Raw genomic sequence first — 12,519 nt, 5'->3', positions numbered from 1 at the left:
TTCGGGCATTTCAGGCCATGTTACGTATTAGTCACTTTCAACTAAAGATTACATTATTCCAACCTGCTTGTTAATATCGCCATCACTATCCCCAACGGTACCCTCACCACCACCGCCGTGATCCTCAATCCATCCAAAACCCGGCACATAAATCTTGCCGTCCTTGGTTTCGCCGCCCTGGGGCTGACTGTCGCTTTTCGGGGTTTCCTTGGGTTGTTCCACCTTGTCATGGTCGACAGCCTTGGGAGGCTCCGTGACCTTTTCGCCGTTAGGCTTCTGCGTAGGGTCTTGCCGCTGTTCCTCGGTATATTCGGGTTTGCTCACATCGCCCTGAATGGTCTGTTCGGTACCGTTGGAAACCGCACCGTTATCGGTAGTCACCGGCTGGGTGGTATCCGGCGGGGTTACGGTGACCTCTTTTTCTTTCTCTGTGCTATCCTGCTTGGAAGGGTCTACCGTCACCTTGCTCACTTCGGAGCTTTGGGACGGGAGAGGTGCATCCACCGGCTTGGGCGTCTGAAACCGCTGCCCGATCAGCACCACCAGCACCGCGCAGAGGGCGAGGCCACCGGCTACAGCCAGCCATTTCTTCATTTTGGGATTCATATTTTTCATAAGAGCATCCTCCTATTCGTGAAAGTTTGATTTTTCCTTGTTACGTCACACCCTACCACGAAGTTTTCAAAAAGTCTATCCATATTATAGAAAACTTTTTGATAACAGTCAAAACTTAGGCGTGTATCCGGCGCTGGTCTTGACCTTGATGATCATGGACGGCAGCAGCTGTCCGCCAAAGGATACGGGAACCTCCAGCAGGATGGTGCTGTCCGCCTCAAAGCGGGCGGAAGCCTGATCCCCTGACGCAAGAGGTGCGTTTCGGATGTCCACATCCAGATTCCAGACCTTAAACTCCAGCTTTCCGTCCGGGGTGCGTTTTTCGTGATAGCCACCGCTGCTGGAAAGGCCGAGAATGCCGTCCAGTCGGTCATAAATATCGCCGTAATCGAGGCTTTCCTCAAAATCCCCGGCAAAGGGCTGGTAAGCACCCGAATAACCCTCCCGCACGCCGTGGTACACATCATCGTAATTCTCCACCACGGTGGAGATAACCGCCGCCTGCACCGCATCCCGCACACCCTGCGCCACAATCAGAAGACGGAAATATTCCGAAATGCCGGTGAAGATCATGACCAGCGACAGGGTGATGGCGATGATCAGCGGAAAGCCCGCGCCGCCTTTTCCCCGTAGGATTTGCTTGATTTTATCCGTCATTTCCAATAAACCTCGCTCTTTCCCGCCGCGTCCGCTCTCAGCGTAATGGGGAACGAGCCGAAGCCGCCGAACAGCCCGATGTTGGTCTGGTAGGTGACCGTTACCATGACTTCCTCATTCAGCTGGATTCTGCCGGTTTCAGACCACTCCACGCTGGGAGAAAGCCCGGTTTTTTCCCGCAAGAGCTGCTCCCGACGACTGGTTTCACTGCCCACCTGTCCGGCAATTTCGGCCTCCCGGATGAGCTCGGTGGCAAAGGTGTCCAGCTGCTGCTTTTGGATGTAGACGGGAAACACCTTCACGGCAAGGGCAATGACCAGCATGGCGCACAGCACCAGCACGGCTACATCCATGTAGCCCTCGCCCCGCTTGTTGCTCAGGATTTTTCTCAGCACATGGTCACCCCCTGCTCAAAGGGTCCCTGCTCCAACCTCGGTTCCGGGTTGTGATCGCTTAACACACGCCATGCGCCCTTGCTGAAATCAGCGGTGCAGATTTCCTGCTCCAGCAGTTCCTCTGCGGGAACATCTCTGGCAAATTCAGCGCTGCCGGGATTTCCTTTCACGTTGTGGCCCGCCAGCAAAAGCTGTGCGGTTTCGGGCGTCAAGTATACATACCCGCCGGGCGTCATCATATCAAACGATGCGTTCGGATGCGCTTCGATAAATTCCCGCAGGGTGATTCTCACTTCCTCCGCGGAAACAGGCGCATAGTCCGGGTCAAGGGTATATTCTGATTCCGATTCGCCCTTGTCCCACAGTGTCCAGAGCGCATGGGTGAGTTCCTCGCTGAAATCAACGGTTTGCTCGGATATCCACTGATCCGCTACCACCTCCAGCGGGTTTTCAAAGCGGAGCAGATACTCCATATATTCGGCGGAATAGCTGCCGTCGGACAGCTCTTGATACACAAACTGCACGGCGGCAATTTCGCTTGCCAGCTCCACCAGCTCGGAGGCCGGTTTCTGCTGCCATTCCTTTTGATACTGCGCCATGCCTCTGTCCAGCTTTTTGCGCAGAAGCGTCATCATTTCCTGTTCCGTCATTTGGCTTACACCTCCCTGTTAGAACATCCCGCCGAGGGATGTAATGATTTCATAGACAATAACCGCCATGTAGGTCATGAGAAAGCACATGAGCATGGCAAAAGAAAACACCCGGATTTTCGGCGGGATCTTTATGGCCTGCGCTTTCAGCCGCTGAAGCTCCAGCTGCTTCATGTCATGAGTCAGCATCTGAAAATACATTCCGCCGTCGTCCCCGCGCAGTACGCCGATCAGCCCTCTGGTAATATCCGAGAGCATGGGCGAATTGAACCTTGCCTCAAAACGGGTCAGCGCCGCTTCATAGCTGGAGGAGCGCATATCCGCCGTGAGGATGTCAAGCTCCGCCGCAAAGTCCTCGCCCGCGTTTTTCTTGAAATTCTCCAGCATGGACAGCACGTCACGGCTGGCTTTCAGCTCCTGGGTGATGGTCGCCACAAAGCGCGGCAGCTCCTGTTCGATTTTTCCGCGCTTGGCTGCCAGCGCCTCATCCGCCTTACGGATTTCCTTAAAATAAGTCAAAATAGCGGTAAACAGCACAATGGGCGCCAGCAACGGCAGTACAATCAGGCAGGGGATGATGCAGAGCCCGATAGCCGCCGCCTTAACAATTGCCGTAGCCGTGAACAGCTCCGGCGAGTCGGAAAGTCCCGCCGCCGACAGCACATTTACCATCCGGCTTTTCTTATACGCATCCATGCGAAGATACCGGGAAAGCCGTACAGCGGCATTTCGCAGCAGAGCATCGGTGGTTTTGGGTTTGGCTTTGGCCTGCTTTCCCGCCGACAGCATCGCCTTTTGGGTGGCGAGAGTGGGCAGATGTAAGAGGTCGGCGGCAAGGAAAAAGAGTCCCGCCGATAGGAGGACTCCGAATAAAAACAGATAGATTGTCATGCCGTCACCTCCGATATTCAATGGGCTGAGTGAGTTTGATCACAAACGCCGTGGAAATGAAAATCACGGCGGCGCAGATCGCCAGCACCACCTGTCCCAGCGGAGTGTGCATCAAGGTGCGGTACCAGTCCTGATTCAAGAAATACAGGAGCGGAATATTCCCGATGACGAGAATCACCATAACGATGAATTCCTTTCTCGGCTCAAACACCATGGTTTCCAGCTCACCGTTGACCACCCGCATATCACTGAGTTTACTGACGATTGGGGTCAGAGTGGTTTTGAGGCTGCGGTCGTGCTGGCAGGCAATGAGGGCGTCGCACCATTCCTGAAACACCGCGTTGTCAATCTTTACTTTTACATCATGGAGTGCCGCCGTCACATCGGGGTCCACCAGCCGGACGCGGGACACAAAGCCCTGAAACACCGACAGCACCGGCGGATTCAGGTACGGGAGGTTTTCTTCCACCGCCGTCAGAATGTCCTCATTTCGAAGATAGGCCGTGGTAATGATGGAAAGAGCCGTTTCCAGCTCCGCCGCAATGTCCTTTTTGAAGTGGCTGGCCGTGAGCTTTACCCACCAGAACGGCAGGAGCATACAGCCTACCGCCATGACAGGAACCAGAAAAAAGTTCGAAAGCATGACAGCTATCGACACACCCACGGTAAAGAATAGCAGGGACAATGCACAGAGCATGGGAAAGCGTGTCGTCCTGCCGGTGACCTTGAGGATGGACTGCACCTCGGTAAGCTCACTGCGCAGATAGGACTTCTTTTTCCTGTGGGTGGTTTCATTAACCTCATCCCGCAGAGCTTTGGGCTGATCGGTCAGCCTGCCGAAGATGGCGGTTGTAAATGCCATGGGAGTAAGGCCGAGCAAAAGAAAAGAGCCTGCGATCATGCCGATGCAGGCCATTAAAAGTATTGTTGTCATGCGGTTTGTTCCTCCTTTCCCCGCAGGCGTTCAATGACCGTCTGCGGCATGCCGTTTTCCAGCAGCCGCTTGGCAAGGCTGTCCGAGATGGTGTTGACCTGCTTATGGTGCCCCTCAATGACAAATTTGCCATCCTCCATGCGGTTTTCCGTGATGATGTACTGGAACAGCGGGCGGAACTGCCTTGTGCCGTCGGGCAGGATTTCGCACTCCTGAATCTCCATCATGCGGCGCTGCTTGTTTTCCAGCTGCTTGCAGAACACCACAATGGGGTAGGCTTCAGTTACATAGTCCATAAGGGTCTGGTCGGACATATCCACGGCGCGTTTGCACAGGGACACCATTCTGCGATAGGTGGCTTCGCAGGAATTGGAATGGATGGTGGTCAGCACCGCCACGCCGGTTCGGGCAGCCTCCTGCGCCGCGTTCGCTTCGGCGCCGCGCATTTCGCCCACCACGATGATATCCGGGTTAAAACGGAGGGCATAGTCTAAAAGATTGGTCTGGTCAATGCGCTGGCGGTCATTGTCGCTGTCGCGGGTCAGGGTGTGGATGACCGAATTGACCACTTTCCCATCCTTTTCCCGCACCAGAGCCAATTCACGGGAGCCGTTCTCAATGGTATAGATCCTCTTGTTGTCCGGTACGGTGGTCAGCACCCAGCCAGCCACGGTGGTTTTGCCGGAGCTGGTGGCTCCCGCCACACAGACCGAAATACCATAGCGGACGCAGAGGGATAAGAAATCCAGCATGGGGCCAGTTGCCGTGCCGCTCCCCACAAAGTCCTCTTTTTTCATGCTCTGCGGGTTGACGATACGGATGGAGGCGGCCACGCCCACATCCCCGTCCACAATGGGGCTTTTCAGCACAGCGATACGGATGTTCTTGGAGAGATGCCCCAGCACAATGGGACTGGCGTTATCCAGTACCATGCCGCTGATGTGGAGCATCCTGCGAATGACATTCACAGCGTGCTGGGGGCTTTCAAAGCGTTCCTCCAGCTTCACGGTGCGACCGTCCGAATACTGCACCTCAATGTCTTTCCATGAATTGACGTCAATTTCCTCAATGCCGGTGCCGAAGATGTATTTGGTCAGAAACCCGAACTCCGCCATTTCGGTGTAGAGGGCGTCCGCCAGCCTGTCGCCGCTTATGCCGTTTACGGAGACACGGTTGTCCTGCAGGAATTTCTGGATGTATCGCTTCATCTGCGCCTTGGCGTCCTCGCCGCCTGCAGTGAGGAGGATGCTGTAATGCTCGGAGATGTACGCCTGTACCTCGGCAAGAACCGTAGAGAAGTCTTTTCCCCCAGCCTCCGGGGTAAAGAACAGGCCATGCGCACGCAGCGCGCGATTGTCATGCAACGGTGCGGTAGCCTGCTCATCCGGTGGATTCAAAATATCCACATCGGAACCGAACTGCAAGTTTGCAAATCTTTCGGCCGTGGATTCGGAGGTATTGCCCGCTTCGGTGATAAGCTCCGGTTCTGCGGATAATGGCTGATTTCCGATTTCCACCGCAGATACCGGCGAGCTTTGAAACACCGACGTGCTTCTTTTTTTGCCCAACTTCATATGCCAAACACCTCCTTTGCGATTTTTTCTATTTCTTTTCTAAATGGACGACTGTCCTTCAGGGACAAATCCGCCAGTAGATTTCCTGCCAGATACTGTTCCTCCAGCTCCGGCGAATGGGTCAGGGTAAAGGCCACCGAGCCCAGCGCCTGCCCGATCTGTTCCCCGGCCTGTCGTGGCTTGACATTGCTGGCAACCTTGTACTGCTTCTCCGCATCCCATTTGGAATCCCGGAGCAGCGGGAGCTGGCTGGAGAGATAGCTCACGGATTTCAGGTCGGCATTCGCAAGTCGCAGGACACTGTCGGCCTCCATGAGCGCCACAGCGGAGAGAATGTCATTGGCAATGTAGCTGCCGCAGTCCGCCACCACGAAGGGAGCGGTTTCCCTCAGTCCGTCCAACAGCTCCTGCGCCTGAGTCTGCTCATAGGGCGGGTAGGTATACTCGTTTTCGCCCTTTTTCATGCCGAGAATGGTAAGGTATTTGTGCTTTTTCAGTGTCACCAGATTGTGCTTGATGAGCGGTTCCGTCACATGGGCGGCCGCAAGAATACTGCCCAGCGAATGCTCTCCCTCCAGCTCAGAGGGCGGGCAAATGCAGGGCAGCATGGGTGCGGTCATATCGCAGAGCAGCAGCACCACGTTTTTCTTCCGGTCGGCAAGGTGCATTGCGATTTTTACCGCCACGGTGGTTTTGCCGCTGCCGGGGGAGCCCCAAACGGCAAGGATTCCTTCCTGCGGCTCCTGCTCCGGCGGGGCATCCTCCTTTGACGCTTGGCGGGTGAAGATGCCCTTTTTCTTAAAGTTCAGCATCACTGCACCTCGCTTTCCGCAGGCGCCTCGGACACAGTGTTTTCCTCCGATCCCTGGGATTCGGATTTGTGAGAGCTGTCCTGCACCGGCTCTGTGGGATACAGCGCCGCAATAACCTTGTCCTGCGCCTCTGTAAACTTGGCGCTGTTGGCGGGCGTACCGCGATAAACAAGTGACAGGTGGAGCTTGCCGTCAGACTCCAACTCCGCCAGCGCCTTGCTCTGTTCGGGGGACACCAGCAGGGTCACGGTGGAGGGCAGCTCTTTTTCATCCTCGGTTTCAGTTTCTGTCTGCGCTCCCGTGTTGGCGTCATATCCGCTGCCTGCGGTGACGGCGATGACCTCCACATATTTCAGCTCGGCGGGGATCACGGTGGAACCCTGCTTTTTGTAGTCCGGGGCGATCACCGACACGATGTCGCCGCTTTCCAGCTTGCCGGAAAGCCCGTTCGCAAAGCTCTTGATGGTGACCGACATGGCCTGCTTGGTGCCGTCCAGATTATACAGGTAGGTGTTTTCCGCAGCCGGGGTATCGGACAGTTTGGTATTTAAGATATAGTCGCCAACGGAAAGGTCGGCGGTGGCATATTTGCCCACGACGGTTTCGCTCTGGCGGAGGACATTTTCGGGCAGTCCGAAGCCGCCTACCTCCACGGTCTGCACCATCTCCTTGCTGATTTCATCGCCTGCCTTGATTTCTTTCACGACGCGGACAATCTCGGTTTTCTGGCTGACCGATTTATTAAACAACGGCGTCACACCGAAGCAGATGAGCAGGGACAAAAGGATGCAGATCACACCGACCACCGTGCGGTTTTTGAAAAGGCTCATAGATTTTTCCTCCTTGATTTCATGGTGATTTAGAAACTGGCAGAGCTGTATTTACGGGATTTCACAGCTTTTACGGCCTTGGGTATGAGAGCCGCCGCCAGCGAAACGGCGGCGATACCGGCAACGATGATGGTCTTTTTTCTGATGATATGGATTCTTTTCATAGGATGTTTCCTCCAATTTTTAAAATGGTTACGGCAAGAAAGCCGAGGGACAAAAACGGCGCCAGAGGCAGAGATGCCTGTGACGCTTTCCGCGGCTCCAGCTTGCGGAGCCGTCTGATAATCTGTTCGATGAGATAAAAAAAGAGGGATGCCGTCAGGCCGAGCAGCAGCCCGGCCGTGCATCCCCCAAAGCCCAGCACCATGCCTGCGGCGGCGGTGAGCTTGATGTCCCCGCCACCGATGCCCTCCGGTTTGCACAGGGCGGCAATCAGCAGGGGCAGCGCCGCAAGGACTCCCCAAAGCCTTACGGGGCTGAAATTAATCAGCCCCGTAAGCGCAATCAGGAGGCAGAGACTGTCCGGGATGATCCGCTTGCGGAGATCCCACACAGAAGCCGCCAAAAGCAGACAGAAAAAAAGCACCGCCTGAAGGGTGCTATCAGCCTGCATAATTGAACATTTCCTTGATACGCTGGGTCAGGGTCGGCAGCACCGTTTCCCCGAACAGGGCATACAGCCCCGCGAGGAGCAGTGCGCCCAGCACCACGGCAATCAGGATTTTGATGGCGGTGTCAATGTAGCCTTCCCCGTGGCTGCCGGAAAGGACGCGGCGGGTTTTGGCGGCGGCCATGGCCGCCTTGGTTTTCAGCTTACAAATGAGATGCTTCATAGATGTTCCTCCTTCAAAAGTAATTGGGATTTTGTAGAAAACATCTACAAAATCCTTTCATTTTTAATCTGTGCTCCAATGATACGACACCGAATAGGTGATGTTGGATTTGTTATACATGCAATCGTGATTGGTATAGTAATAAAACTCCAGCTGCGTATACACTCCCGCGCCGAGGGTGCGGGTAAAGGTGATGCCATTGGAGGTGGTACCGTAGTCCAGCTGATCCCACTGGCCGGTCATCTTGTTGTAGCCGCGCCCTCTGCCGAAATCCGAGCCGCTGTGACCGTCAACAGGCGGCACGGTAAAGGTATATTCCGTGATGGTGGCGCCTTCAATGCCGTTTTCCATGATGACGGAATCGGGGCCAGTGAGCGTCATGCCACCGCCGCCGTTGGAGTCCGCCACAAAGAACACGATGGCGGCCCAGGGCGATTCAGCCCCTGCGGAATCCACCGCTTTGACACGGACTACGTTCTTTCCGCGGGGATAGGTCTGGGTTTCGGAATTTCTGCCTTCCCAAATCAGGGTGATGGGGTCGCCGTCCGGGTCGGAGCTGGCGGCCGTGATAGTGACCGGCGTTCCCGGCGCTACGCTGTTGCCGTTCGGCGTTCGCGTAATGACCGGCGCTGTCGGCGCAGAGTTTGCCACAGTAAAGGTCTTGGATACCCAATCGGAATACAACCCGGTTGCGTCCTTGGCACGAACCTTTACGGTATGAGTGCCGGGTGCATAGTAACCGTCCGCCGCTTTGTTGTCCCATTCCAGCGTGGTGGCGTCGCTGTCCGCATCAGCGGCTGTGGCGCTTATATTGACAAGAAACTTACCATCCTTTACCGTGCGGGTCGGGGTGGCAGTCAAGGTGACCGTGGGTGCGGCGCTGGTGATGGTGAAGGTCTTTTCTGTCCACGGAGAATATGCTCCGGCGATATCCTTTGCACGAACTTTCACGGTATGGGTGCCGGTCGCATAGTAACCATCCGTCGCCTTGTTTTCCCACTCCAGCGTGGTGGCGTCGCCGTCCGCATCAGCGGCTTTAGCACTGATATTGACAAGAAATTTGCCGTCCTTGGTGGTGCGGGTCGGTTCGGCGGTCAGGGTTACGGTGGGCGCGGCATTGGTCACGGTAAAGGTCTTTTCCGTCCACGGAGAATATGCCCCGGCAATATCCTTTGCGCGGACACGGATGGTGTGGGTGTCGGGTGCATAGTAGCTGTCAGCCGCAGTATCCGCATACTCCAAGGTCACCGCATCCCCATTGGGGTCTGTGGCACTGGCAGTAATGTTCACAAGGAATTTGCCGTCCCTGGCAGTACGGGTGGGAACAGCCTCTACCACAGGAGCATTCGGCGCCGTGTTGGTGACCGTGATGTTCTCCGAATGGGAGGTTACGCGCCCTTCACTGTCGGTGACGGAGGCGGTCAGGGTAAATGCGCCGGTATCACGGATAGCAATCTTCCCGCCGTCGTTGCCGAGGGTTCCCTGATACTGTGCGGGATTGCCGTCCTTTTGCAGTGTCCAAGCTACGGCATAGCTGCCGAGGTGCTGAACATCCTTTGCGGCAACCTCAAACTCCGTACCGTAGTGAACAGTCTGCGGCATGGTAAATGCGTACTGCACCACAGGCAGGATGCGGATGCTCTCGCTGTGGGAATAGCTGCGCTTCAGATAATCGGTCATGGTGGCGGTGAGAACAAATTCGCCGTCATCTTTGAAGGTGATTTTGCCGCCCTGTGCGTTGAGTCCGCCGCTAAACGCCTCCGAAAGAGGAAGGCTCTTGCCGCCCTTTGTCACAGACCACTCCACCGGCAGAACCTGATTGTTGCCGTGGGTTCTGAGGTCGATGGCGGTATCGGTATAGGCAAATTCGGGAAGCTCAAAGCCGATGGTCAGTACGGGCAGAACCTCGCACTTTTCTTTACTTTCGTACAAAAACACCCGGCCGGTTTCATCGGTAACTCTGGCTGTCAGCTCATAGACACCGGCTCGTTTGAAGCGGATCGTGCCGCCGTCGTTTGAGAGTGTTCCAGTCACATAGGTCGGCCAGTCCTGAAACCCGAAGGTGTTATCCACCAGCCATTCGATGGTGAGACCGTCCAGATCGGCTGTTTCGGTTTTGACCGCGATATCCGTATCGGTGTGGACATATTCCGGCAGGCTGTAGTGGACGGCAGGCACAGGATACACCTTGAAGATCTGCTCGTAGCGGTAGGTTCTGCCGCCGTCGTCGGTGAATTCCGCTTTCAGAACATAGCTGCCCTTGGTGCGGACCTTCATCTCACCGCCGCTGTTGCCCAGCGTACCCTCGGCTGCATCGGTCAGAGATACCTCCTTGCCGTCACGAAACAGTGTCCATTTGGCGGTATGGCTGCCGATTTCCCCGAACACTGCCTCTACCATCACGGTGTTGTCGGTGTGGAAAATTTCCGGCAGATAGAAGCCTGCGGAGCCCACCGGGTAGACAGTGATATTGGCGGTATCCGAAAACACTCTACCGGTGGCGTCGGTGACAGAGGCGGTCAGGGCATATACGCCTTTTTCCTTAAAACGAATACTGCCGTCGGAGAGCGTCCCCTCAATAAAGGCGCCGGTTTCGGCAGACTCGCCGTTCCGGATCAGGGTGTAGGTCACCGTGAGGCCGTCCGCTTCTTTTGTTTCTGTCTTGAGTGCCATGGTTTTATCGGTATGAGAAACGGTTGGGAGTGTCAGCTTGATTTCCGCCACAGGATAGACGGTGATGCTATTCTGCGCGGTGATAACCTTGCCCAACTCATTTGTAATAGTGGCTGTCAGCGTATAACTACCTTTTTCCTTGAACAGCACCGTGCCGCCGGTGGAATCCAGCGTTCCGGTGAGAGCCGTTCCGATATCCACGGCAGCGCCGTCCTTTTCGAGCGACCATACCACCGCATTGGAACCGAGATTTTCAGTGGAAAGCTCTACCGCCACGGATTTGTCGGTATGGGTGGTTTCGGGTAGTGTGAATGCGGCCGTCACCACCGGATAGATGCTGATAGTCTGCTCATGGGTCACCGTGACGCCTCGGCTGTTTTTTGCCGTGGCAATCAGGGTAATACTGCCGGTCTGCTTGAATTTCAGCTTGCCACCGTTTTTGTCAATGGTACCGTCCGTCAGCTCGGAAAGCGCGGCAGGCAGACCGTTTTTCAGGGCTGACCATGTCAAATCGCTTACATATCGGCTTTCCGGCTTGATCTCGATTTCATCGGCGGTGTAGGCGGTTTTTGGGAGTGTAAAGGAAAACTGCGGGGCGGGAACATGAGAACTGCCGCCACCAGAGCTGCCACCACCGGAACCGCTGGAGCTGCTTCCGCCGGAATTTACGTCGGAGGGTTTATCCGTAGGCTTGGCAGGAACGGTCGGCTTGGGCGGTTCTTCCTTCTTGATCTGCTCCTTGGCCTTTTCCGTATCCACCAGCATTTCAAAGGCTTCGGCGCGGGTGGCATTTCCGTCCGGTTTGACCGTACCGTCCGGGTAGCCGTCTACGATACCGTATTCCTTGCCGGTGCAGATGCTGGATTTATCCGCTTCGGAAAGTGTGCCGTCATCGGAAAATCCGGTAACGCAGGGGCTGGAGGCGTCATGACTGCCCTTACCGATGGCCCGCACCAGCATGCGGATCATTTCCATACGGGTAATGGGCTCATCCGGCTGAAATTCTGTGCCGAAATCGTCCTTTTGGATGATTCCCGCGATGATGAGCGCCTCAATATTTTGCTCCGACCAGTGTCCGGCAATGTCGGTGAAGCGAATGGTAACCTCGCTTTCCACCGGCTCCGGCAGCTCCATGGTTCTGGCAACCAGCGCCGCAAATTCCCCTCTGGTGATGATTTCATCCGGATGCGCCAGCCCGTCGGGGTAGCCGCTGATGACGCCTTTTTCCGTGAGGATTTGAATGGCTTCCTCCGCCCAATGCCCCTTGGCATCCTCAAAATACCTGTTTACCGCATAGGCGCTGCCAGCAAACAGGGAAGCCGCTATGCAGATGATGAGAAGAATGCCGAGCGGCCGTTTCATTTTCTTGTTCATCGGCTACCTCCTACATTCCGCCCATGACAGGCTGGCCTTGCTCCTGCTGGGCGGGGAATTCCTGTTTCTGCGCGGCGGTCTGCCCCTGGGTCAGCGCCTGTTGGTAAGCGCCAAGGACCGCCTTGTCAAACTCCGCCTTGGCCTCCTTGGTGCAGGGAAAGCAGATATCCTTGTATTCGCCGTTTCCGGCTTTGTAGCTGGGCATGGAGATAAACAGCCCCTTGGAGCCCTCCATAATTTTGATGCCCCGCACGGCAAAATCGCCGTAAACATTGACCGAG

General features: G+C 55.7%; 14 protein-coding genes. All 14 read right to left on the bottom strand.

The features are described 5' to 3' along the window. Nucleotides 1-48 precede the first annotated feature (48 nt). The gene (locus RT018_RS10260; RefSeq protein ID WP_312941596.1) at nt 49-615 is read right to left on the bottom strand and encodes a DUF6550 family protein; all 567 of its coding nucleotides are present in this window, start codon (nt 613-615) and stop codon (nt 49-51) included. A 108-nt stretch (nt 616-723) separates the two neighbouring features. Beyond that, the gene (locus RT018_RS10255; RefSeq protein ID WP_026198818.1) at nt 724-1,272 is read right to left on the bottom strand and encodes a hypothetical protein; all 549 of its coding nucleotides are present in this window, start codon (nt 1,270-1,272) and stop codon (nt 724-726) included. Further along, complete coding sequence (locus tag RT018_RS10250; protein WP_172641903.1) at nt 1,269-1,625, bottom strand: DUF4320 family protein; 357 nt, start codon at nt 1,623-1,625, stop codon at nt 1,269-1,271. The genes RT018_RS10255 and RT018_RS10250 overlap by 4 nt, the downstream gene beginning before the upstream one ends. Before the next feature lie 35 nt (nt 1,626-1,660). Beyond that, nucleotides 1,661-2,317, bottom strand: a complete 657-nt coding sequence (locus RT018_RS10245) for a DUF3848 domain-containing protein (RefSeq protein WP_026198820.1) — start codon at nt 2,315-2,317, stop codon at nt 1,661-1,663. Nucleotides 2,318-2,335: 18 nt separating this feature from the next. Continuing rightward, nucleotides 2,336-3,208, bottom strand: coding sequence for a hypothetical protein (locus tag RT018_RS10240; RefSeq protein ID WP_018306115.1), 873 nt, complete (start codon nt 3,206-3,208; stop codon nt 2,336-2,338). 4 nt (nt 3,209-3,212) lie between these two features. Continuing rightward, nucleotides 3,213-4,142 (bottom strand): type II secretion system F family protein, encoded by a 930-nt coding sequence (locus tag RT018_RS10235; protein ID WP_018306116.1) that lies wholly within the window; start codon nt 4,140-4,142, stop codon nt 3,213-3,215. Beyond that, entirely contained in the window at nt 4,139-5,716 is a 1,578-nt protein-coding gene (locus tag RT018_RS10230) for a type II/IV secretion system ATPase subunit (protein WP_018306117.1), read from the bottom strand. Before RT018_RS10230 ends, RT018_RS10235 begins: the two co-directional genes overlap by 4 nt. Next, on the bottom strand, nt 5,713-6,528 hold the full coding sequence (locus tag RT018_RS10225; RefSeq protein WP_018306118.1) for an ATPase AAA: 816 nt from the start codon (nt 6,526-6,528) through the stop codon (nt 5,713-5,715). Before RT018_RS10225 ends, RT018_RS10230 begins: the two co-directional genes overlap by 4 nt. Continuing rightward, nucleotides 6,528-7,358, bottom strand: coding sequence for a Flp pilus assembly protein CpaB (gene cpaB / locus RT018_RS10220; protein WP_018306119.1), 831 nt, complete (start codon nt 7,356-7,358; stop codon nt 6,528-6,530). The genes RT018_RS10225 and cpaB overlap by 1 nt, the downstream gene beginning before the upstream one ends. Nucleotides 7,359-7,387: 29 nt before the next feature. Continuing rightward, entirely contained in the window at nt 7,388-7,522 is a 135-nt protein-coding gene (locus tag RT018_RS10215; protein ID WP_018306120.1) for a hypothetical protein, read from the bottom strand. Further along, nucleotides 7,519-7,971, bottom strand: coding sequence for an A24 family peptidase (locus RT018_RS10210; protein ID WP_018306121.1), 453 nt, complete (start codon nt 7,969-7,971; stop codon nt 7,519-7,521). Before RT018_RS10210 ends, RT018_RS10215 begins: the two co-directional genes overlap by 4 nt. Continuing rightward, nucleotides 7,961-8,191, bottom strand: a complete 231-nt coding sequence (locus RT018_RS10205) for a DUF6133 family protein (protein ID WP_018306122.1) — start codon at nt 8,189-8,191, stop codon at nt 7,961-7,963. The genes RT018_RS10210 and RT018_RS10205 overlap by 11 nt, the downstream gene beginning before the upstream one ends. A gap of 63 nt (nt 8,192-8,254) precedes the next feature. After that, entirely contained in the window at nt 8,255-12,238 is a 3,984-nt protein-coding gene (locus tag RT018_RS10200; protein WP_312941588.1) for an S-layer homology domain-containing protein, read from the bottom strand. 10 nt (nt 12,239-12,248) lie between these two features. Next, a partial coding sequence (locus RT018_RS10195; RefSeq protein ID WP_312941587.1) for a SpoVG family protein occupies nt 12,249-12,519 on the bottom strand: 271 nt, incomplete at its 5' end.

The organism is Oscillibacter sp., assembly GCF_032060045.1.
Taxonomy (GTDB): domain Bacteria; phylum Bacillota; class Clostridia; order Oscillospirales; family Oscillospiraceae; genus Oscillibacter.
Note: the sequence above shows the minus strand (reverse complement) of the source record. Positions and strands in the feature narration are given on the sequence as shown.